Source organism: Azospirillum sp. HJ39, from assembly GCF_041507355.1.
GTDB classification, from domain to species: Bacteria; Pseudomonadota; Alphaproteobacteria; order Azospirillales; family Azospirillaceae; genus Azospirillum; species Azospirillum thiophilum.
The window spans coordinates 130,800-154,316 of record NZ_CP167905.1 but is presented as its reverse complement, the minus strand read 5'-3'; the positions used below and the strand labels follow the sequence as shown (position 1 = coordinate 154,316).

15 protein-coding genes are annotated in these 23,517 nt (G+C 69.9%); 11 read left to right on the top strand and 4 right to left on the bottom strand.

What is annotated here, in order from left to right:
• Positions 1–87 precede the first annotated feature (87 nt).
• Positions 88–1,812 carry a copper resistance CopC/CopD family protein gene (locus tag ABMY26_RS01490; RefSeq protein WP_372394707.1) on the top strand — a complete coding sequence of 575 codons (1,725 nt, stop codon included), beginning with the start codon at positions 88–90 and terminating at the stop codon, positions 1,810–1,812.
• 26 nt (positions 1,813–1,838) lie between these two features.
• Here the strand turns inward: ABMY26_RS01490 and ABMY26_RS01485 are convergent, their stop codons facing one another.
• The 4 genes from ABMY26_RS01485 to ABMY26_RS01470 all read right to left on the bottom strand — a co-directional run bounded on the left by ABMY26_RS01485 (position 1,839) and on the right by ABMY26_RS01470 (position 7,850).
• Positions 1,839–3,962 (bottom strand): Hint domain-containing protein, encoded by a 2,124-nt coding sequence (locus tag ABMY26_RS01485; RefSeq protein WP_372394706.1) that lies wholly within the window; start codon positions 3,960–3,962, stop codon positions 1,839–1,841.
• 317 nt (positions 3,963–4,279) lie between these two features.
• Entirely contained in the window at positions 4,280–6,244 is a 1,965-nt protein-coding gene (locus ABMY26_RS01480) for a sensor histidine kinase (RefSeq protein WP_372394705.1), read from the bottom strand.
• A gap of 20 nt (positions 6,245–6,264) precedes the next feature.
• On the bottom strand, positions 6,265–6,960 hold the full coding sequence (locus ABMY26_RS01475) for a response regulator (protein ID WP_372394704.1): 696 nt from the start codon (positions 6,958–6,960) through the stop codon (positions 6,265–6,267).
• A gap of 236 nt (positions 6,961–7,196) precedes the next feature.
• A complete protein-coding gene (locus ABMY26_RS01470) occupies positions 7,197–7,850 on the bottom strand; it encodes a DedA family protein (protein ID WP_372394703.1) in 654 nt (217 codons plus the stop codon).
• A 396-nt stretch (positions 7,851–8,246) separates the two neighbouring features.
• Here ABMY26_RS01470 and ABMY26_RS01465 point away from each other — a divergent pair, with 396 nt between their 5' ends.
• From ABMY26_RS01465 to ABMY26_RS01420, 10 genes are all read left to right on the top strand, one after another.
• Positions 8,247–8,987, top strand: coding sequence for a TlyA family RNA methyltransferase (locus tag ABMY26_RS01465; RefSeq protein WP_372394702.1), 741 nt, complete (start codon positions 8,247–8,249; stop codon positions 8,985–8,987).
• A gap of 353 nt (positions 8,988–9,340) precedes the next feature.
• The gene (locus tag ABMY26_RS01460; RefSeq protein ID WP_372394701.1) at positions 9,341–11,569 is read left to right on the top strand and encodes a TonB-dependent receptor plug domain-containing protein; all 2,229 of its coding nucleotides are present in this window, start codon (positions 9,341–9,343) and stop codon (positions 11,567–11,569) included.
• A 233-nt stretch (positions 11,570–11,802) separates the two neighbouring features.
• Positions 11,803–13,488, top strand: coding sequence for a hypothetical protein (locus ABMY26_RS01455; protein WP_372394700.1), 1,686 nt, complete (start codon positions 11,803–11,805; stop codon positions 13,486–13,488).
• Positions 13,489–13,508: 20 nt separating this feature from the next.
• On the top strand, positions 13,509–15,173 hold the full coding sequence (locus ABMY26_RS01450) for a hypothetical protein (protein WP_372394699.1): 1,665 nt from the start codon (positions 13,509–13,511) through the stop codon (positions 15,171–15,173).
• Between the two features lie 56 nt (positions 15,174–15,229).
• The gene (locus ABMY26_RS01445; RefSeq protein ID WP_144428261.1) at positions 15,230–16,189 is read left to right on the top strand and encodes a hypothetical protein; all 960 of its coding nucleotides are present in this window, start codon (positions 15,230–15,232) and stop codon (positions 16,187–16,189) included.
• 30 nt (positions 16,190–16,219) lie between these two features.
• On the top strand, positions 16,220–16,555 hold the full coding sequence (locus ABMY26_RS01440; protein ID WP_372394698.1) for a DMT family protein: 336 nt from the start codon (positions 16,220–16,222) through the stop codon (positions 16,553–16,555).
• Positions 16,556–17,014: 459 nt separating this feature from the next.
• Positions 17,015–18,115: an efflux RND transporter periplasmic adaptor subunit gene (locus tag ABMY26_RS01435; RefSeq protein WP_372394697.1), complete on the top strand. Its 1,101-nt coding sequence runs from the start codon at positions 17,015–17,017 to the stop codon at positions 18,113–18,115.
• Between the two features lie 85 nt (positions 18,116–18,200).
• Complete coding sequence (locus ABMY26_RS01430; RefSeq protein WP_372394696.1) at positions 18,201–21,374, top strand: efflux RND transporter permease subunit; 3,174 nt, start codon at positions 18,201–18,203, stop codon at positions 21,372–21,374.
• Between the two features lie 163 nt (positions 21,375–21,537).
• Positions 21,538–22,377: a hypothetical protein gene (locus tag ABMY26_RS01425; RefSeq protein WP_372394695.1), complete on the top strand. Its 840-nt coding sequence runs from the start codon at positions 21,538–21,540 to the stop codon at positions 22,375–22,377.
• Between the two features lie 89 nt (positions 22,378–22,466).
• On the top strand, positions 22,467–23,489 hold the full coding sequence (locus ABMY26_RS01420) for a TAXI family TRAP transporter solute-binding subunit (protein WP_372394694.1): 1,023 nt from the start codon (positions 22,467–22,469) through the stop codon (positions 23,487–23,489).
• The last annotated feature ends 28 nt before the right edge of the window (positions 23,490–23,517 follow it).

Below are 23,517 nucleotides of genomic sequence, written 5' to 3'. Positions count from 1 at the left end.
CGGACGGGCGGGCGGCATGCCGGCGGCCCCGAGGGCTTCCGGCTTGCCGACCCGCGCCCATGGCTGCCGCCAACGCGAGGCATCCCAATGCAATCCGACCTTCATCGTCCGCCCGCCCTGTCACTCGTCCGGGTGCGATTCCGGCCGCTCTTCCGGGTGATCCTGCTGCTTGCCCTGGCGGGCATGGCGGCGATCCCGCGGACCGGCTGGGCCCATGCCGTCCTGATGGAGTCGGCCCCCGCCGACGGCGCCACCCTCGACGCCCCGCCGGCCGAGCTGCGGCTGAGCTTCAACGAGCCCGTCTCCCCGATCCGCTTCCAGCTGCTCGACCGGCAGGGACGCGACGTGGCCGATCCCGCGGGCGCCGTGGCGGAGAACGGAACCGTCCGGCTCGCCCTGCCGCCGGGGCTGCCGCAGGGCCTCTATGTCGCCAGCTACCGCATGACGTCGGCCGACGGCCATCCGGTCGCCGGCTCCTTCACCTTCGGAATCGGCGTGACGCCGCAGCCGGCGGCCGGAACGCCGGAGCCCGACGACCCGGCCCGCACCGCCGCGCTGGCCGGGGTGCTGCTGCGCGCCCTGCATTACGCCGCCCTGCTGGCCGGGACCGGCGGCGGCCTGTTCCTGCTTCTGGTCAGCGGGCGGTCGAGCGCGCTCGGCGACCGGCTGAAGCCCGCCCTGGGGTCGATGCTGCTGGCTGCCGGGCTGTCGGGGCTGCTGCTGGTCGGGGTGACCGGCGCGGTCCTGACCGGCCAGCCCCTCGCCGCCCTGGCGACGGCGTCGGCCTGGAACACCGGCGCCGGAAGCAGCGTCGGCCTCAGCATCGGCATCGCCGCGCTGGCCCTGCTCTGCACGGCTGGCGGTCTGGCGGGCTGGGGCCGGTCGAAAGCCGGTTGGCTGCTCCTGGCAGCGGGGGCGCTGCTGGGCGCCCTGTCGCTGGCGGCCACCGGCCATGCCGCCACCGCCCCGCCGCGCTGGCTGGCCGCCCCCCTGGTCGCGCTGCATGGGCTGATGGCCGCCTTCTGGGTCGGGGCGCTGTGGCCGCTGGCCGTCGCCCTGCGCCTGGAACCTGCGGCCGAGGCGGCACGGCTGACCCGCCGCTTCTCCCGCCTCGCCGTCGGCGCGGTGGCGGTGCTGGCCGGGGCCGGCGCCATCCTGTCCGTGCTCCAGCTCCGCCCGGCCGGTGCAGTTTCAGGCAGCGCGATCCTGGAGGCGATCCTGTCGGCCGGCTATGGCTGGCTGTGGTCGGGCAAGATGCTGGCGGTCCTGCTGCTGCTCGGGCTGGCGGCATGGAACCGGCAGTCGCTGACCCCGGCGCTCGACCGCGGCGGCACCGGCGCGGTCCGGGCGCTGCGGCGGAGCATCGCCCTTGAGATGGCGGTGGCCGGCACGATCCTGCTGCTGACCGCCTCGTTCGCCCTGACCCCGCCGCCGCGCGCACGGAGCGGCGGGGTGGAAAGGCCGCCGCCGGGATTTTCCATCGTCACGGTCCGGAACGGCCATATGGCCATCATCGACGTCGATCCGGCGAGGCCGGGGCGGAACCGCATCCGGCTCCATCTCCAGGACGAGGACGGCAAGCAGCTGGCCGCCCGCGAGGCGACGGCGGAATGGGAGCTGCCCGCCGCCGGCATCGCCCCGCTGCGGCGGCCCCTGTCGAGCCTCGGCCCCGGCTTCTTCGGCAGCGACGACATGGAGCTGCCGCTGGCCGGCCGCTGGGAGCTGCGCCTGGACGTGCTGATCGACGATTTCGACAAGCAGGTGTTCCGGACCGGGCTGCAACTCGGCGAGCCGGCCGCCGGCACGAAGTGACGGAGGCTCCCCGGCAAAAACGGCGATCAGCGAACGGCGACCGGGGCACCGCCGGCACGGTCGGCCGGCAGGCCCTGACGGTCGCCGCTTTTCCCGTCGGCGCCGCGCATCATCTCCTGGAACGCCGTCCAGCCGATATCGACCGTCGCGGCGCCGGCCGGGGTGCAGGCCATCGGCAAGGTCGGGCCGGGCGTCGGCGTGAAGGCGGCCGCTCCGGCGGCGGGACGGGCCTGCTTGCGCATGGCGGGCCCCTTGCGCTTCGCCGGGGCCGGGTTCCCGGCCTTCGCCCTGCGGTGGAGGAGGATCGCAGCCGTCCTCAAATCATCCACGGTGCAATCGGGAACCGGAGACGTCAGCGTACGATCATGGGCCGCGCCGTCGGGATAGCGGGCGAAATAATCGTCGCAATTGTCGAAACGGAACCGCGGGCTGACGCGCGGCCACAGGCTCAACACCGGCAGGTGGTTGACGAAGATCACATCCACGGTTTCGAGTTCGACATTGTAGTAGACCAGATCGCGAACCCTGTCGTCCTGCACGATGCTGAGCCCGTTGATCAACGCACCGACCGGCATCGAGACGCCGTTCGCGACGATGGCGTGCCATGGTGCGATGTAGAGATCGCGCGAAGGCGCGTTCTTCTGCACCGCATCCCTGCGCACGATCACCGGCAGGCAGGCCTGTTCCGCTTCCGGCGTGTTGATCAGGCGGGCGGGAATGGTGGTCCTGCCGATCCAGCGGATCGGACGGTAGGCACCGCTGGCCGTCAGAACACGGTCGCCGATGCGCAGCCGTTCCACCGGCACATCGCCACGATCGGTGTAGACCAGGCTGCCCGCCAGATAGCAGCTCGGATCGATGTAGGTGTAGACCTGTGCCTTGATGTCGACTTGGGCAGGGGTGCTGCTCGATATATCCACCCAGGCGACGACGACACCCCCGTCGCTCGTCGCTGCGACGACGGGGGCTTCCTGATAGCCCGAGGCCGTGGGGTTGGCGACAAACTCGCTGCCGAACCTGGTACCGTCGGCGGTGAAGAGCTGGCCTCTGATCTCGTATTGAATATTCGGGTCGCCGTATCCGCTTGTGTCATTCCAGGTGACGATGAATCCCCCGTCGCCCAATGCGGCGACGCTGGGTTCGTATTGATCAAGATTGCTTGTGGTGTTGACGACGAAATTGCTCCCCACCGCGTTTCCGCTGTCGTCGTAGATCTGCGCCATCACGGCGGAGCCGCTGCCGTCGGCCCCCGCATCTTCGGTTATCCAGACGATGACGAACCCGCCACCGCTCAAGGCTGCGATCTGCGGGTCTTTTTGAGGGCCCCAGGTACCCGTGTTGACCGGAAAATCGCCGGTCACCTCGTTGCCGGAACCATCGTAAATCTTCGCCCGTATGCCGGTGTCCAATGTGTCGTCGCCGCTGCCCGTCACCGAGCCTCGCGAATCCTGCCATACGACGACGAAGCCGCCATTCTTCAGGGCCGTGACCGCCGGTGCGGACTGATCGTCGCCGCCGGGATTCGCGCTGTTCAAGACATCGTCGCCGGCGGAGCTGTTGACGAGGAACTCGCCGCCGATCGCAACTCCGTAGGCGTTGAAGAGCCGCGCCTTGACCGCGGTGCCCGCGCCATCGCCCGAGGCCTCGTCCGTGGTGACCCAGACGACCACGAAGCCACCGTCATCCGTGCCGTTCGGATCGGGGTACAATCCCGCAACGCTTGGAGCGCTCTGATCACCGGCAGTCGATGAGTTGATAATGAAGTTATCATCAAAGTACTCGCCATCGGGCCCCCGGCGCGCGCCGACGATTGCGGTACCCTGGGTATCGCCTTGCTCACCGCTGGAGTCCACCCACACGATCATCACGTTATTGGGGTCTCCCCCCACGGCTTTCAAGGTGTCGACGCTCGGTGTGGCCTGGTCCGAAGTCGTGGTGGCGTTGACAAAGAAGTCCGCACCCGTCGTGCCGTCGAGCCCGACGAATTGTCCACGGATTCCCGAGCCGCTGGTGTCGCGAGACTCACCGCTGTTGTCCGTCCAGGCGAGGAAATATCCATAGCCGTCCACCGCCGTGACGGTGACCTCACGCTGACTGTTGGTGGTGGTCGTGTTTACGGCAATCTCTGAGCCATTCGCAACCAAAGGCATAATGCAGAAACTCCAATCCAAGAAATGAAATTCAGGTGGATGCTGTGCACAACCCCATGCGGAATTGCGGCGGATGCCGGCTGGTCTTGGAAAAGGGGTCGGGCTTCATCGCAGGCCCCCAACCGATGGCCGGCGCGAAGACCGGCAGGGGCAGACCGCCAGGGGCCGGAGCGGTGCCGGGTTCGATGGCCGAGCGAAACGAATGCGATGGTCGAAAGACATGTCGTTACTCTCGTTGGGATATTTCACCCAACGATAGTGGTGCCGTTCGTGGTCGAACATCCCAAGAGTGTGTGATCCCCCCTCGTCCGGCGGGGTCAGCGCACCCCGGCCAGGAACGCGGTCGGGGACGGCGCCGCCGGGGGGAGCCGGTCGGGAAGATCGAGCGTGACCGTAGTCCCGGAGGCATCGGACAGGATGGTCAGGGTGGCGCCGAGCCCGTCCGCCCGCCGCCGCATGTTCCCCATGCCGTAGCTGCCGGGGCGGTCGGCGGCGCCGCCGCGCCCGCGGTCGCCGAGGCGCAGGCGGACACCCCGGCCGGCCACGGGCGAGGGAGCGGCCTCGAAGCGCAATTCCGCCGACCCGCTGTGGCGCAGGGCGTTGGTGGCCGCTTCCTGAAGGATGCGGAAGATGGCGAGGGCCGCGCCCGGATGCAGACCCTTCAAATCCGGCAGATCGCCGACCCGCCAGACCAGCTCCACCCCGTGGGCCGCAACCTGCTGCTCGATCCGCTCGCGGAACAGGGCGAGCATGACGCCCAGATCCTCGCCGTAATCGTCGAGCGAGGCGACGATCAGCCGGAGATCGGCCAGCGCGGCACCGACCGTCCCGGCCACCTCCGCCTGCCCGACCTCGCGCAGCTCGCACCGCGCCAGGATGGAGACCAGCTGTCCGGCGATGCCGTCGTGCAGGTCGCTCATCAGGCGCACGCGCTCGGCCTCCAGGGTGGCGGCCCGGGCCTGGATCCGCTCGCGCTCGAAGCTGCGCAGCAGCGCCTCCTCGGTGGCGGCGACCTCCCGTTTCAGCCGGCTGTTGAAGCGGTCCAGCATGTTCATGGTGACGGCGAAGCGCCACATGAACACGGCGCTGAAGGTGGTCAGCAGCAGGGGCGCGGCGAACCGGCTGAGCGGGATGCCGACGTCGTTGACACCGCTCAGCAGGTTCATCAGATCGTGGGTGGCCAGGATCAGGGTCAGGAGAAAGGCGCCGAGCAGCGGCAACGCCTCGCCGTTGCGATCCTTGAACGCCGCCCAGGACAGGACAAGGGCGGCGGCCAGCACGTTCAGAACGCCGATCGGCGTGAAGATCCGGTACAGCAGCCACTGGTGGTTCTCCAGCGGCAGCGTCGTCAGGCTTGCCGCGACGGCCGCCGGCAACAGCAGGAACACCCAGATGGGGACGGGCGGCCGGCGGCCGACGAACAGGCAGGCCAGCGGCAGGATCAGGCTGGTGCTGACGAACCGGGCATGGTTGGCGAGCAGCAGGATCCTCTCGCCGAGCACGTCGCCGAGGATCGCCGGCAGGGAGGTGAGCGCCTGCGACAGCAGCATCGCGCCGACCAGCAGGAAGATCCTCTCCCGCGGGCGGGCGATCCACATGATCAGCATCCCCACCCCCATGGCGATCTCCCATCCGTCGATCAGCCGGGGCAGCGTGGAGAACAGGAAGGTTCGGCGGTCGTAATCGGCACGAAGCAGGACATCCGGCCCGACTGCGACACGGCCGAGAAAGCCGAACTTCGCGCCGCTCGAGGTCAGCAGGATCCGCAAGTCGTTCGTACCCGGCTGGAGAAGCGGATCGGGCAGCGGGATCAGCAGCGGGGAGGTCGACCAGCTGTCGGTTTCCGACTGCTCCCAATCGCTGGTCGCCAGGAAGACGCCGTTCAGGAACACGGTGACACGGCCCTGGTAGGCCGGGATGTAGAGCGAAACCAGCCGGCCGTCGTCCTGCTGCCGGTGAAGGGAAAGCTGGAAGGCGGCCCTGCACTGCTCCATGCCCCGAACCGGCGGACAGCGGTAGGGCAGAGTCGCCCTGTCCGCTGCCGTGTCCGCTGCCGGTCCCTGCACATCTCGCCTGGAACCGCCGCCACCGTCGAGGCGGACGTCCTGGATGTACAGGGGACCGACATCGGCCGGCGGGGTGACGTTCCGGAAGACGAACCAGCCGAAGGCCAGGGGCAGCAGAAGACAGAGAAGGAGGAGGCCGTACCATGATCCGGTGGGCCGGCCCGGCCGGGATGCCGTGCCTGCGCCTGCGTCTGCGTCCTGCGGAAGATCGGTCACGGCCCTGGCTCCGCCCCGCCTCAAGGGCCGAGATCGATGATTTTCTGGTTGATCGCGGTGAACACCGCCTCGCCGCGGGAGTTGACCTCCAGCTTGCGGTAGATGTTCTTGATGTGGGTCAGGACGGTGTTGCGCGAGATGCCCAGCCTGTCCGCGATGTCGGCATAGGTGAGCCCCTTGGCGATGCCCCAGAGGATATCGGTTTCGCGTTCGGTCAGGGAAGGAGCGGTCGCGGCGGGATCGCTGGCGGCAGGCTTTCCCTGAATCCGCCGGACGATGGTCCGGGCGATGGATGTGGAGATCGGCGAGAGGCCGGCGACCAGATCCAGCACCGAGCCGACCAGATCCACCGAGCGGGAATCCTTCAGGATGTAGCCCGCCGCTCCGGCCTCTATCGCGGCCAGCACGTTGCGCTCGTCGCCGAGGGCCGAGACGACCATGATGTCCATGGCAGGATAGAGCCGGCGGTTTTCGCGGATGAGGTCGAGGCCGCTGCCGTCGGGCAGCTTCAGGTCGGTGACCAGCACCGCCGGCACCCGCTCGGCGCACAGGGTGCGGGCCTGCTGCAGGGTTTCGGCGACGCCGACCAGTTCCAGGCTGTCGGCGGCGCCCAGGATGGCCGCCATCCGCTCCCGGATGGGGGCGTCGTCTTCGACCAGCATGACCCGGACGCGGCGTGCCACCGGCATCGCTCCGTCCTCTCCGCCTTCCGACATGCCGGATGCTCCCTCTTCCCGACGGTCAACCTGAACTGATCCGTTCCCGTGTTTTCTCTACGCGCCGGGGCGCCTCCTGCCAATCGCCATTCGATCCGGCGGCCGACGCCGTCCGGTGGGCGATGGGGCATGCACGGCGTCAGGGGAGCAAGGTTTTGCGGCGGAAGGCATCGCACTCCATGCAGGGGGGGCCGAACTCCCCGCCTGCTTGGGGCGGACCCGGCCACCCTGCCGCTTCAGCAGCCCGCATTTCCCGGCATGCCGTCGACGGGCGGAGCGGGCACGCAGGCCTTCGCCGCGCCTTGCCCCGTACCGCCGTCGGCGGCGGCCGGAGCGGCACGGCCGCCCAGTCCGCTGACGTCGTAGCCGGTCCAGGCGAGATGCCCCGGCGACATCAGCAACGGGGCCCAGATCACGGCCGACAGGACATTGAATGTCTGGAATTTCCGGTGGGGCATCGCCATCATGCCGGCCGTCGTCGGCACCACGGCGCGCAGCGGGCCGATGAAGCGTGCCAGGAACACGCTCTTGCTGCCATGCCTGATGAAGAACGCTTCGCCACGGCGGCGCAGCTCGGGCTGCCTGCTGAGCGGCCACAACCGGAAAATGCGCTCGCCATAACGGCGGCCCAGCCAATAGGACGCGGCATCCCCCAGAACGGCGCCGCCCACGATCGCCAGATAGACGGACCAGAAATCGAGAACGCCGGCGGCTACCAGCGCGCCGGTCGCGGTCAGCATGACGACACCCGGAACAAGAAGCCCGACGAGCGTCAATCCCTCGGCGAACGCCATCAGGAAGATGATGGCCTCCGCCCAGTCCGCATGCGCTTCGATGTAGGCGGCGAGAGCGGCACCCAGGGCGGCGAAATCGGGGAATGCGGTCAGCACGGTTTCTGCGCCCGCGTCGTCCCGATCCTCGAAGGGCGCTGTCGGCCGGGGAACCGTCGATACAGGTCGATCATGGGGAGCGCTCAATCCTTTTCGGGTCGCCAACCGGGCCCGGGCATGAATTCCCAACAGCTGGGCCCGCCTCCCCGGCCTTACAAGTCGGCCCGTTCGGTTTTGGCCGGCCGGGCGAGAGCGACGGTGAAGCAGGCGCCAGGCACGGAACCGACGTTCATAGTATTGGCGCCCTCATAGTCGGGGTAGACGCGGGCTCCCCCCCGAGCGTGACGGGCCCGTCCCGACCGGTGCCGCGCGTGGCTCCGATCCGGTGCCGGAGCTTGCCCTTCCTGCCGTTCCGGGGCAGGAATGTCCGCGCAGGCAGGAAAGGCGGCGGACGGCATGGCAAAAGTGAGGGCGGATGTCGCTCTGGTGGAGCGCGGGCTGGTGGAAAGCCGCGCCAAGGCGCAGGCGTTGATCCTGGCCGGACTGGTCTATTCCGAGACCCGGCGCATCGACAAGGCGGGTGACCTGATCGCTGCCGAGGCGCCGCTGGCGGTCAAGGGGCAGGACCATCCCTGGGTATCGCGCGGCGGGCTGAAACTGGTGAAGGGGCTGGACAGTTTCGCCATCGACCCTGCCGGCCTGACCGCGGTCGATGTCGGCGCCTCCACCGGCGGCTTCACCGACGTGCTGCTGACCCGCGGCGCGGCAAAGGTCTTCGCCGTGGATGTCGGTCATGGCCAGCTGGCCTGGAAGCTGCGGAACGATCCGCGCGTGGCGGTGCTGGAGAAAACCAACGCCCGCCATTTGACCGTCGCGGAAATTCCCGATCCCATCGACCTCGTGGTCTGCGACGCCAGCTTCATCGGGCTGGAGGTGGTGCTGCCGGCAGCGCTGGAACTCGTGGTGCCCGGCGGTCGCCTGGTCGCACTGATCAAGCCGCAGTTCGAGGTCGGCAAGGGCCGGGTCGGCAAGGGTGGCGTGGTGCGCGAGCCGGAGTTGCATCGGGAGGTCTGCGACCGCATCCGGGCCTGGCTGGAGGGTTTGCCGGGCTGGCACGTCCTCGACATTGCCGAAAGCCCGATCACCGGACCGGAGGGAAACAAGGAGTTCCTCATCGGGGCGGTGAAGAACGTCTGACACCCCGTTCGTGACCGGCCCGTCACGAACAGAGGCCCGATGGCTCGCGTCCCGTCCCGCAAGACGTGCGCGACGATCTGCCGGGCCGGCTGAAGATCGGCTCCTCCGATTTCAGCCGGGGGATCGAATAGCAACCGAACGGAAACTCCGGACCGGACCTGCCACGGTCGCCCGGCCCCGATCGTATTGGCAGCACGATGCGAAGCCGGGCCAAGCCCATCTCGGCGGCAGCCCGCCCAGGGACCAGGGGCCGCTCCGATACGCATCGTGCACGTAAGATATTGCGAATGACTCGCATTAGCGCTAATCAGAAGGCGCCAGGTGTCGACCCCCTTTTTGAAACAGGTGTTCCCATGCCGCACGCAAGCAGGCTGTGGGCGCACCGGGTCCATGCCCGGCGCCGCTTCACGACGATTCGTCACTGGCCGAAAGCCATCGCTCTCACGGCCTTCGGCCTTTTCATCGGCACTCCTTCCGCCCAAGCCCAGGATACGTCCTCCACACGCCTGCCGTCGATCACCGTCACCGGCTCGGCGCCGGCCGGCGAGGCCATCCGCCTGGAGTCGGTGGCGCCCAGCGTGACCGTGACGCGGGAGGAGTTCGACACGCTGCCCAACGACCGCGTCAGCGACATCGTCGGGCGCCTGCCGGGCGTCGTGGTGTCCGGCCCGCCGGGCGAAAAGAAGACCTTCTCCCTGCGCGGCCTGCCGACCGACTACACCCGCGTCAGCGTCGACGGCATCCAGATGCCGGCGCCCAGCCGCAGCTTCGAGCTGATGAACATGTCGTCCTTCCTGGCCGGGGAGGTCACGCTGCTGCGCAACCCGTCCGCCGAGCACGACGCCGAGGGCATCGCCGGGCGGATCGCCGTCACCACGCGCGCCATCCCCGACGAACCCACCGGCGAACTGCGCGTCGGTTACGGCGGGCTGGACGGGCTGAACGGAACCGCCAGGGCGGGCGGCGGCGCCTACGGGCGGCGGATCGACCGCTTCGGCCTGCTCGGGTCCGTCTCCTATGAGGAACGCCGGCTCACCAAGACCAAGCACAACAGCGAGTTCACCTATTCCGGCGGCCCCGGCGGCCAGGGATTCCGCCGCAACGAGGAGGAACCCAAGGACGTCGCCAATCTCGACGCCGCGCTCGACCTCGCCGGTTTCTACGACGGCGGCGAAATCCACTTCAAGCCGATGCTGCTGCGCGAAACCTCCGACATCGACAAATGGCGCGACCAGTACCGCCGCGTCACCGGCCAGTTCCAGGACCGCGTGCTGACCACCGGGCGCGAGGAGGCGACCAACGTCGGCGCCACGCTCGACCACACCCACCGCTTCGCCGGCGGGGTGTCGGTGCGGACCTTCGCCAACCTGTCCACGGCCGCTTACGACACACGCAACCGCGAGGTGACGCTGACCCCGGCGCTCGCCTTCGGCTCGGCCACCGAAAGCGAGTCCGACTATGACGAGCGGACCGCCCAGGGCGGCAGCACGCTGACGGTGCCGCTGACCCTGGGCGTGCCGCAGGTGCTCAAGGCCGGCGTGGTGGTCCGCGCGGCCAAGCGCACCAGCGACGGCGAGAGCTACACGCTGAACGCCGCCGGGACGCGCTCGCAGACCGCGGCCAACCGCCTGACCTCGCGGCAGTCCGACTACGAGATCGAGGAGCGCTATTACGCCGCCTTCGTCCAGGACGAGGTGACGCTGGGCGCCCTGACCCTCACGCCCGGCCTGCGGGTGGAGCGGGTGACCGACCGGATGACCGGCTACAACGGCCGCTTCGACACCGATGCCACCGACCTGTTCCCTTCGCTCCCCATCCGCTACCGGCTGAACGATGCGATCGTGCTGCGGGGCGCGCTGTCGCGGCAGATCAACCGGCCGAATTTCCAGGACATGGCGCCGGGCATCACCGTGCGCGGGTCGCGCACCATCTACGGCAACCCCGACGTGACGCCGACCCGGTCCTGGAGCGTCGATGCCGGGGCCGAATACCACGGCGACGGCTTCTTCCTGGCGGCGAACCTGTTCCATCGCCGGGTGCGGGACGTCATCGAGGCCGACGAGGTGAACAGCACCACCCTCCGGATCCGCAACGTCGGCGACGGCTACGCCCGCGGCCTGGAGCTGGAACAGCGCTTCAACCTGGCCCTGCTCGGCATCGAGGCGCTGCGGCCGCTGACCGTCTTCGCCAACCAGACCTTCCTGAAGACCGAGGTGAACGATCCCAACACCGGCAAGCGGCCCTTCGCCGAGACGCCGGACATCACCGCGAACATCGGCCTGACCTGGAACGATCCCGACACCGGCACCATCCTGTCGGCGACCGTCAACGCCAGCACCGAACGGCTGGTCGTCAGCAACGAAGGGGCCGGGCAGATTCGCCGCAAGACCCGCCGGGCCGAGGCCTTCGTCGATCTCTACGCCGAACAGCGGATCGTCGAGGGGTTCAGCCTGTTCGCCAGCGCCGAGAACCTGACCGACAAGGCGCGCCACGAGTATGAGGTGACCAACGGCGTGCTGTCGCGCGAGGCGATGATCGCCACCGGCCGCACGCTGCTGGTCGGCGGCCGCATGCGGTTCTGAGCGGCCCATAGCCGTTCGTATATCGGAGCATGAATTGCGATTGACAGTCAGTCGCAGTTCATGCTTTTTTCCCGGTGGGGACGTGACCTGACGACCCTGGGCAAGATGATGAGGATGGACCGGCGCGCACCGCGGCCGTGACCGTTGGAGACACCTGGCAATCCGTCACTCGGACGCTGCGGTGCAAGCCCGTCTTTGCACAATCGATGACATCACTGGATATGTTTGCACGGGTGGAAGTCAAATCCACCCTGGAGCTCGGCGGCTGGCTGTGGATCGGCACCGCCGCAGGGCTTCTGCGCTGGAACCCGGATTCCGCCGCCGCCGCCGCCGCCGAGCCGGTTCCCGGCTGGAGGGGCGTAGAGGTGCAGGCCCTGGCTGCCGACGGCGACCGGCTGGTCGCCGCCGTCTACGGGCCGGACGGCGCCGCCATCACCCGTTGCGACGCCGACGGCGTTCCGGGCGAGCGGATCGCCCCGCCGCCGGACGAGAAGGTCAAGACGCTGGCGGCCTGCGGCGGCACGCTGTGGATCGGCACCAAGCGCGGCGTCTTCCGCCACGACGGGCAGGGCTGGAGCCATGTCTTCGGTGCCGGGGTCTTCGGCGCGGAATTCTCCGCTGCCGGGGGCAAGGCCGAGATCCTGCGGCTGTGGCACCGGGGCGGCCGGACCCTGGTCGGTTCGGTCAAGAAGCTGGCTCCCGACGACCGCCCCGCCCTGATCGAAAGCGCGGATGACGGCGACAGCTGGACGGTGCTGCCGCAGCCCGACTATCAGGATCTCGTGCTCGCCGCCGCCGCCGGGTCGATCGTCACCCGCTGGCGCGGGGCGCGGCCGATCGACAAGCGCGCCGGCTACAAGAAACACCCGATCACCGCCGGGCTGATCGCCGAAGACGGCACCACCGCCGTGGTCGACGGCGACAAGCTGGAGATCGCGCGGCCCGGCGCCGCCAAGCTCTCCGCCTATCACCCGGCCATCGCCGAGGCGGAGCACCTCCACCTCGTGCCCGGCGGCGCGGTGGTCGCGGGCGCCCAGGGGGCCTGGCGGTTCGAGCCGGCCAGCGGCACCCTGACCGACCTGCTGCCCGCCCACGGCCTGGACCGCCGGCCCGGCAAGCTGAAACGCCTGTTCCTGCTGGACGGCGCGCTGCTGGCGACGACCACCTTCGGGACCTTCCGGTCCTTCGACGACGGCGTGTCGTGGGAGCGCGCCGATTCCGAATGGTGGGTGCTCGACGCCGAGCACGCGGCGCGCGGCGCCGCCGGACGCTGGTGGATCGCCTGCCAGCGCGGGCTGTTCCGCACCGACGACCGGGGCGGCCGCATCGACTACCACAAGATCAAGGTGGACGGCCCGCATTACGCGGAGCTGCGCGCCCTGGCGGTGACCGGCGACCGGGTGGCGATCGGCACCAAGCAGGGGCTGTTCGTCAACCGCCCGTCCGAGGATCCCGAGCGCTTCGTCCGCGTCGAGGCCTTCGGAACCGGCGCTGTCGAGGCGCTGGCCTGCGATCGCTCCGACGGCACCCTGGTCGTCGGCACGGCGGCCGGGACGCTGTGGCGCTGGGATTGGACGACGGCTCCGCAAGCCCTGGCCGAGATGCCCATCGGCGAATCGGCGATGCTGGCCGGGAACGGGATCGCCTGGCTCGCCTGCGGCGACCGGCTGACCGAAATCCGCGGTCGCGCCCCGACCGACGCGACCCCGCCCGACGCCAGGGGCGGACTCCATCTGACCGAGGCCGGCGACCGGCTGTTCGTCTGGGATGGGCAGGGGGCGTGGATGCGCCACCGGGAGGGACGGGACTGGACCGCCGTGGCCGGCTGGCCGGCCGGCGTCCGCCATGTCGCCATCGACGCCGCGCGCGGCGTCGCCCTGGCGACCGACCGTGCCCGCCTTTTCCGCATCGCGCTGTGAGCCGCAAGGAATCCCCTGTGATGGACGATTTCACTCCCTACCGGCGCCCCGAGGTCAAGGGCGCCATCCTCCACCGCGACGCGCTGTGGCTGGCGACGCTGGGCGGCCTGTTCCGCTGGCGCGACGACCGGCTGGAGCCGGTTCCCGGTTTCGCCGGACGGCCGGTGCGGGCGCTGGCCGCCGCCCCGGACGGCGTGCTGCTGGCGACCGGCGACCGCGGCGCCCCGCTGCTGGTCTGCGACGAGAGCGGCGCCATCCTGCGCCGGCTCCCCGATCTGCCGGTGCCCGAAGCCAAATCGCTGCTGGTCCAGGACGGCGTCGTCTTCGCCGGCGGCAAGACCGGCCTCTGGCGGCTGGACGGCGAGCATTGGACGGCGGTGCGCTCCGGCCGCCCCTATGAGGTGATCGGACTCGCCGGCGAACCGGGCCGCATCCTGGCCTTCGTCAAGAAGCAGGGACCGGGCAGCGAACCGGCGTTGGCCGTGTCGACGGATGGCGGCGACCGCTGGCGCCACGTCTACGAGGGCTCCTACGCCGACCTCGCCCGCGCCGTGGCCGGCGACCTGATCGTCACCCAATGGGGCGGTCCGCACCGGCTGGGCGACGCGGTGGTCCCGCGCAAGGAACCCGTGACCGCAGCCGCCACCGGTGCCGGCACGGTGGCCCTGATCGGCGGCAGCAAGCTGGAGCTGCTGCATGGCGGCCGCTGCCACATGGAGATGAAGCATCCCGCCTTCGCCGAGGCGGAAATCCTGCTGCTGCTGGGCGACCGCGCCCTGGTGGCGGGGGTCCAGGGCGCGCTGCTGGTCGATCTGTCCACCGGCCTGTTCCGCGACCTGTTCGACGGAGCGGCGGCGGACCCGTCCTCCGCCAAGATCAAGAAGCTGTTCGCGCTCGACGGCGGCCGGCTGCTGGCGACCGCCAGCTTCGGAACCTTCCTGTCGGAGGACAGCGGCCCGGGCGTCTGGCATCCGGTCCATGCCGATTGGAACGTGCTCGACGCGGTGGGGGTCGCCCGCGCGCCGGACGGGGTGTGGTGGCTGGCCGCGCAGCGCGGCCTGTTCCAAAGCCCCGACAACGGCGCGAGCTGGAAGCACGTCAAGGTGACGGGCCGGCCGCACGGCTTCGCCGAGCTGACCGGCATCGCCTTCGCGGGCGGACGGCTGGCGCTCGCCACCAAGGCGGGACTGTTCCTGTCCGGCTCCGGCGGGCCGAAGGATCTGCGGGCGCTGCCCGCCTTCGGGCGGCAGCTGATCGACGGTCTGGCGGTCGATGGCGAGGGCCGGCTGATCGTCGCCAGCGAGCGGGTGCTGCACCGCATCGATCCGCTGGACGGCACGGCCGAGCGGCTGGCCGATCTGCCGCCCGGCACCGAGCCGGTGGCGACGGCGGACGGGCGGATCTGGCTGGCCGGCAAGGCGGGGCTGTTCCGTCTCGACGGCGGCATGCCGGTCCTGGTCGAGACGGTGGCCGGGCCGGGCGAACTGCACGCCTCGGCCGGCGACGGCGGGCTTCTGGCGTGGCGCGGCGACCGCGCGTGGCTCGCCGCACCGGGTGCCGCGCCGGGTGCAGGGGACTGGCGCGACGTGCCGGATTGGCCGCCCGGCGTGAAGAGCGCCGTTCCGGCCGCCGGATCGGTGATCGCCACCGACCGTCAGGCCATCCACCGGCGTCCGGTCGCCTGACCGCAAGGACTCCGCCGGCCCGTCCGGCGGAGTCGTTTCCAGCCAAGCGGGTTCCCATGCCCCCTTCCGCCTGTTCCGACGCCGCGGCTCCGCCGCCCGTCACCCCGCCCTCCCGGCCTCCCGCCATCCCCCGCCTGCTGACCGAGATGCTCGGCACCCTGCTCGGCATCCGCTGGCTGATCGGTGCGCTGCTGCTGGCGCTGACCTTCAAGGCGGCGGTCGCCCCCAGCTTCTCGTGGATCGCCAAGGAGGGCATCGGCGCGGTGCAGATGGCCGGGGCGACCGTCGCCACGGTGATCGCCGCCGTCGGCGTGCCCTTCCTGCTGGTCGCGCTGGCCGGTGGGCTCGCCGAATTCGCCGAGCGGATCGGCTCCAAGGCGGTCGAGCAACGGCTGATCATCCTGCTTCAGCGCACCTATCTCGACCGCCGCCGGGGCGAAAGCCAGGCCCGCGACGTCACCCAGATTCTCTACGGCAGCGAACTGGCGAAGAAGGGCTTCGAGGTCATCTACAAGGACGCCTGGCGGCTGACCGCCGAAATCGGCGCGATCATCCTCTGGCAATTGTCCATCGGCCCGGATTGGCTGCCGGCCCTGCTGCTGTCCATCCTGCCGGCGTTGCTGATCGTCTGGCTGGTCGGCCCGGCCATCCAGCGCCTGAGCCGCCTGGTCCTGACCACCCACCGCGTGCTCGCCGCCCGCACCAGGCGTCTGCACAAGGAGCGGTTCGAGCGGTCGCAGGAACGGCTCTTCCGCTCGGTGATGCATCTGGAGGTGCTGCGCTGGCTGGCCGACCGGGGCATGGGGGCGGTGCTGTGGGCCAGCTTCGGGCTGTTCGTCGGCGTCTCGCTGGCGCTCGACCTCGGCCTCATTCCCAGCAGCGGCGACGTCGCCACCGCGTCGAGCTTCGCCGTCAACCTCGCCCTGCTCGCCAAGCCGCTGGGCGACATCGGCAAGGTCTACACCAAATGGCGCGAGGCGATGCCCGCCGTGATCCCGGTCTACGGCCGCGCCTGATCCACCCTGCCCGCTTTCCCGGAAATCGCGATGACGACCATCCTGCTGCTGTGCTGTTCCAACCTGTTCATGACCGCCGCCTGGTACGGGCATCTCAAGCATCCCGGCGCACCGCTGTGGAAGGTGGTCCTCGTCAGTTGGGCCATCGCCTTCGTAGAATACTGCTTCGCCGTGCCGGCCAACCGGCTCGGCTACGCCTCGGGCTTCAGCGCCGGACAGTTGAAGGTGATCCAGGAGGTGGTGACGCTGGTGACCTTCGCCGGCTTCGCCGCCCTTTATCTGGGAGAGGCGCTGAAATGGAACCACCTCGCCGCCTTCGTCTGCCTGATCGCCGCCGTCGGCTTCATGTTCTCCGACCGCTTCTGACAAGGCCATCGGCCAGGGGATGAGGTGCACGCCGTCGACCGCGCCCGCGACGTCGGGCCGCCCGGCATCCCGCACCCATCAATTGCGAATAATAATTACTTGCAGTATCTATCGTAAATAGGCACAAGATCGCCCCTGTCACCCTAATCGGAATTGGTCGCACCGGGGAAGCATGGCGATTGTGCCCGCACTCGTTCACGGACCGGCACTGGCGACGACGACGGCCGGGCGAAAGCCGCAATCCGGTCCGGCCGGTGGAGCAGGAGCCGCTGTCCCGGCCGTTCGGCATCATGACCGATCGCACTGCGGCGGCTCCGGCACGGGACGGTGTCGCGATGGGCGCCATGCGGGCGCCGTGCGGGCGCCGTGCGGTGCAGGCGGGGAAACGCCGGACGATGCGCCGCGCACCGCTTGCCGATCCCCTGTTTGCCGCCCTCTGCTGGCCGAAGGAGCCGGACCTTGAGACACGCCCTCCCTGCCCTCGCCGCCCTCATCGTCGCGGCGCTGGCTCTGCCGGTGCTGTCGCCCACCGCAGCCCGCGCGCAGATGCGGGTGAAGGTGACCGCGGTGGTCGCGGCCCCCGTCCGCCAGACGCTGCAACTGCCCGGCACGCTGGTATCCCCGCGCAGCAGCGCCCTGTCCGCGCAGGTGGATGGCCAGGTGGACGCCATGCTGGTCGAGGCCGGCGACCCGGTGGCGGCCGGCCAGCCCCTGCTGCGGCTGGACGACACGCTCGCCCGGCTGGAGCTGCAGCGGCTGGAGAGCTCCCTGGCCGAGGCCGGGCATGTGCAGCGCGACGCCCAGCGCCTTGCCCGCGAGGCCGGGGCGCTGGTCGGCGTGCAGGGCGTGTCGCGCTCGCGCTACGGCACCCTGCTCGCCCAGGCGGCCATCGAGGAGGCCAAGGTCCGGCAGTTGCGCGCCGCCGTCGCCATGCAGCGCGAAAGGCTGGACCGCCACACGGTCGCCGCCCCCTTCGCCGGCGTGGTCACCGAACGGCGGACCGAGCGGGGGCAATGGGTCGGGAGCGGGGCGTCGGTGCTGCAGCTGACCGCCACCGACCCGCTGCGCGTCGAGATCGACGTGCCGGAACGCCAGCATGGCCGCATCGCCGCCGGCACGCCGGCCAGCGTCCAGGTGGCCGATGCGCCGGCAGCCGACGCCATCGCCGCGCGGGTCGACCGGGTGGTCCCGGCAGCCGATCCGGTCAGCCGCAGCTTCCGCGTCCATGTGACGCTCGCCAATCCTGCCGGGCGGCTGATGGCGGGCATGTCGGCGCGCGTCACCTTCGCGCTGGATGGGGCCGGCGACGGGCCGGAGGTCGCCCTGCAGGTTCCGGCCGATGCGGTCGAACGGCAGCCCGACGGCAGCGCCCGCGTCTGGGTGGTCCTGCGCAGCGGCGACGGCGCGGTGGCCCGTCCGGTGACGGTCCGCACCGGCCGCCATGTCGGCGGACAGGTGGAGATCGCCAGCCCGGACCTGAGTGCCGACGATCTGGTGGTGGTCCAGGGCAACGAGGGGCTGCGCCCCGGCCAGCCGGTCGTGCCGGACATGGTCGGCTGAATTCGACCAGCCGATTTCGGCCAGCTGATTTCGGCCAGCCGATTTCGGCCGGCTCACCTTGGCCGGCTGACGGGAGACGAGACGAATGACACGCCTGATCCTCCGCAACCCGCTGGTGGCGGTGGTCTCCATCCTGATCCTGTGCCTGCTGGGCGCGGTCTCGGTCTTCCGCATCCCGGTGCAGATGATCCCCGACATCAGCCCGCGCTGGATCAGCGTCGAAACCGACTGGCCCGGCGCCACCCCGCAGGACATCGAACAGGAAATCCTGATCGAGCAGGAGAAATACCTGCGGCTGGTGCCCGGCCTCGTCCGCCTCTATTCCCGCGCCGAATTCGGCTACGGGCTGGTGGAGATGGAGTTTCCGGCCGGCGTACCGGTCGACGAGGCGCTGGTCCACATCGACAACGCCCTGTCCCAGGTCACCGGCTATCCGGAAACGGTGGACCGGCCGCGCATCGTCGCCGAATCCTCCTCCGCCAACCCGTTCCTGTTCTACGGCATCGAGCGGCTGGACGGCGCCTCCGATGCCGCGTCGCTCCAGCGCGAGACCAACTGGATCGAGAACACGCTGCGCCCCCGGCTGGAACGGGTGAGCGGCGTGGCGAAGGCCGAGGTGAGCGGCGGCGCCGCGCAGGAAATCCACATCGACCTCGACCCGCTGAAGCTGGCAGCCCGCGGGCTGGGGGTGGGAACCGTGCGCGACGCCATCCGGGCGCGCAACCGCGACATGTCGGCCGGGGACCGCGACTTCGGCAAGCGGCGCTACTTCCTGCGCACCATCGGCCGTTTCGAGGATCTGGAGGATCTGGCCGACCTGATCGTCGCGCGGGAGAACGGAACGGCCATCCGCCTGCGCGACGTCGGCACCGTGCGGATGGCGACGCGGGAGGCGCACAGCTTCGCCTTCGCCGATGGGCGGCCGACGATGACGATCAGCATCGGCAAGCGGGCCGGTGCCAACGTCATCGCCATCAAGCAGGCGATGGATGCGGCGGTGGAGGAGTTGAACCGGCATGCGCTGAAGGAACGCGGCCTGGCGATGCGCCTCCTGTCGGAGGACGTCCGCTACATGGTGCGGTCGATCGACACCGTGCTGGACAACCTGATCGCCGGCAGCCTGCTGGCCGGGGTGGTGCTGCTGGCCTTCCTGCGCTCGGTCCCCGCCACCGCCGTCGCGGCGGCCGGCATGCCTGTCTGCACGCTCGCCACCCTGCTGGTGCTGGCGGCCAGCGGGCGCAGCATCAACGTCATCTCGCTGTCCGGGATCGCCTTCGCCATCGGCATGACGCTGGACAACAGCGTGGTGGCACTGGACAGCATCGCCCGCCATCTGCGCCTGGGAAAATCGCGCGCCGCCGCCACGATCGACGGCATCGCCGAGGTGTGGCCGGCGATCCTGTCCTCGACGCTCACCACCGTCCTGGTGTTCCTGCCGGTGATGTTCCTGCGCATGGAGGCCGGACAGCTCTATTCGGACATCGCCATCGCCATCACCGGCGCCGTCACCGCCTCGATGCTGGTGGCGCTGACCCTGGTGCCGGTCGTCGCCGGGCGCTGGTCCGTCGCGACACCGGAAAAAAGCCGGCCCGAGCGGCATCCGCCGGAACGGGGGCGGCCGGAGACCAACGGCCTGCTGGATGGCGCGGTCCGCTGGATGCTGCGCGGCGTCCGGCGGGAGCTGGCGATCCTCGCCGCGACCGCCGCCGCCATGACCGGCGCGCTGCTCCATATGGTTCCGCCCGCCGAGTATCTGCCGGAAGGGGAGGAGGCGACCGTCTTCAGCACCATGTCCGCCCCGCCCGGCTACAACATGGACACCATGCTGGAGCTCTGGCGCCGGATCGATCCGCTGCTGAGCCGACAGGTCGGGGCCGAGCGGACGGTGGACGGCATCCCGCCGCTGCGGGTCAATCTCAGCTTCGTCCGGCCGGGCTTCATCCGCTTCGTGTCGGAGCCGCTGGATCCGGCCGACACCGATGCGCTGATCGCCGCCGTCACCCAGCGGATGCGGGCCATTCCCGGCATCCGGGCCTTTGCGGCGCGCGGCTCGATCTTTTCCGGCAACGGCGGCGGTGCCCGCGCCATCCGCCTGGAATTGAGCGGCGGCGAGCTGAAGCCGCTCTATGCGACGGCGCTGACCGTGCTGGACCGGGCCGGCGACCTGTTCCCCGGCGGGCAGGTCAACAGCGACCCCACCCCGCCGACGCTCGCCATGTCGCAGCCCTTCCTGGAGCTGCGCCCCGACTGGGACCGGGCCGGCGAGATGGGAATCGGGCTGGCGGAGCTGGGATACACCCTGCGCGCCTATTCCGACGGCGCCTTCGCCGACGAGTATCTGCTGAACGACGAGAAGCTGGACGTCTATCTGCGGGTGGCCGACGGCATCGGCCGCGACCGCCAGGGCTTCGCCGATCTGGTGCTGCACACCGGGCGCGGCGCCCCGGTGCCGCTGTCGAGTCTGGCCGACCTGCGGGAGACGGTGGGATCCTCCATGATCTCGCGCATCGACGGGCTGCGCACGGTCACACTGACCATCGTTCCGCCGCGGGACGTGGCGCTGGAAACCGGGATCGCGGCGGTGGAGCGCGATCTGGTCGGGCGCCTGCGTGCGGAAGGCGTCATTCCCGACGCGATGTCCACCCGGATCACCGGGGCCGCCGGTGCGCTGGAGGAGCTGCGCGAGGCCATGACCGGCGGATTCCTGCTGGCCCTGGCCATCACCTATCTGGTGCTGGTCGCCGTCTTCGCCCATTGGGGCCTGCCGCTGATCATCATGGCGGTGGTGCCGACCGGCATCGGCGGCGGGCTGGTGGGGCTGTGGCTCTACAATCTGGCCGCCGGAAGCTGGGGCTGGATGGGAGCGCCGCAGCCGTTCGACGTGCTGACCATGATGGGGTTCCTGGTGCTGGTCGGGACGGTGGTGAACAACCCGATCCTGATCGTCGAGCGCGCGGCGGAGAACCGCAGGCTCCATGGCATGGGCGGCGCCGACGCCATCGCCGAGGCCCTGCACAGCCGCCTGCGCCCGATCCTGATCACCACGGTGACGACCATCGCCGGTCTGGTGCCGATGGTCGGCGTGCCCAGCGCCGGAACCGAGCTGTATCGCGGCTTGGGGCTGGTCGTGCTGTGCGGCCTGCTGATCTCCAGCATCGTGACCGTGACCGTGCTGCCGGTGGTGCTGTCGCTGGTCTTCCGCGCCGGCGACCGCATCGCCGCGCCGGCGGCGGAACGGCGCATGCGGGCCGAGGGCTGAGGGCTGAGGGCTGAGGGCCGCACCGGTTTCGGTTCATTCACCCAGGCGCAGCTCCGATTCCACCCGCATCCCGGAGTCCGCGCCAACCTCGCCCATAGACGCTTGCTCCCCGAAAGCTTATGATCGCCGCCGTCCAGATTGGAACGAACATACCCATCCCTACATGACCATTTTCCCGACCGCATTCTCCGGCAACTGGCCCGGCGCTTCGCGTACGGCATCCGCCGACCATGTCGCCGGACCGTCCGCCGCCGCCATGGCCGAACCGGCCCCTACCGAATCCGAGGATGGCGAGGGCGATCCCGGTCAGGAGCCGGCTTCCCGGCGGCGAACGGCCAAACCGCTGGCGAATCACCAGGTGCTCTGCCCGTCCTGGTTCCGCGACCGGGTGGACGGGCTGGCGCAACGCAATGGCGTCACCCCGGGCGATCTGGTCGAGTCCGCCATGCTGCTGGCGACACCCGCAAGGCTCGATGCCATCGCCGATCCGGGCGAGCCGGCAGCGGACGACATCGCGGTGACGGTGGTCGCCCTCGCAAACGGGCAAACGCGCACCTTCCGCCGCAAGCCCTGCCTGAAGGTCCGGGGCGTGCTCGGCCTCGACGCGCCGCTGATCCGCCGCCTGCTCTCCTTCGCCCTGGCGCTGGACGACGACCAGTCGTGGCGCCTGGTTCCCGCCGACGAGGTGACGCGCCCCCACCAGCAGATCGCAAAGCTGGAGACCCGCATCCAGTCGCTGATCGACATCGTCCGGCAGCAGCACCCGAACGTGACCGAGATACCGCCCCGCAACCTGCGCGAGGCGACGGCGCTGCTTGGATTCCCCAACGAATGGTGCGTGGACGAAACCAACCTGAACAAGCGGTTCCGGGAAATGGCGCGGGTCTTCCATCCGGACACCGGGCTGGCCGGCTGCGACCGCCGCATGCACTCGATCATCGAAGCCCGGCGGCTGCTGCAGCGGTTCATCGGCAGTTCCAGAAGCACATCCAACCAAACCTGACCGGCTTGGAGGGGGAGAGGCGGCCAGCCGCCCCCGCAAGGCATGAGCGTCCACCGGCACGCCGCCGTCCACATCGACCAGAGGCCCAAATGAACGTTCTCAACCTGGCGGTCCGGTCGCTCCTCGTTCTCGGCCTGCTGACAGCGCCGGGCATTGCCCGAACCGCCTTCGCCCAGACGGAAGACAGCGCGGCCATCCCGTCGGTCGACAGGACGCAGGTCGCGGTCGGCACCGGCAGCATCACCGGGGTCTATTATCCGGCGGGAGGCGCCATCTGCGCCGCGGTCAACACCGACCGGCCGACCCACCGGATCCGCTGCAAAGTCAGGCCATCGCAGGGATCGGTCGCGAACATCGAGGATCTGCGCCAGGGCCGCAGCCAATTCGCCATCGTCCAGTCCGACACCCAATATGCCGCGGTCAACGGCACCGGCCCCTTCAAGGAGCAGGGACCGTTCCGGAACCTCCGCTCCGTCCTGTCGCTCTATTCGGAATCCCTGACGGTGCTGGCCAACAGCGCCAGCCGCATCGAGCACTTCGAGGACCTGCGCGGCAAGCGCGTCAACATCGGCCCGACCGGATCGGGCGCCCGCGCCACGCTGGACGGGCTGATGGCGCAATATGGCTGGAGCTATGGCGATTTCGCCGAGGCCACCGACCTGCCGCCCGCCACGCTGGCCCAGGCCCTCTGCTCCGACCGGATCGATGCCATGGTCATCCTCGCCGGGCATCCGAACAGCGCCGTGCAGGACGTGACCAACAACTGCGCCGCGGTCATCGTCCCCATCGACGGGCCGAAACGGGATGCCCTGTTGAGGGCGAACCGGTATTATGGCGGGGCGGTCGTCCCGGGCGGACTCTATCGCAACAGCAACCGCGACATTCCCACCTTCGGCGTGCTGGCAACGCTGGTCACCACGACGGCGGTGTCGGACGAGGTCGTCTACACCGTGACCCGCGAACTGCTCGACCAGTTGCCCCGCATCCAGTCGATGCATCCGGCGCTGAGCCGCCTCAACAGAAGCACCATGGCGTATGCCGGGTTGACCGCGCCTCTGGCCGACGGGGCCGTCCGGTACTACCGTGAAACGGGGCTTCTGCCGACCAACTGACCTTCCGGGGTGGACCGTCCTCGCCGAC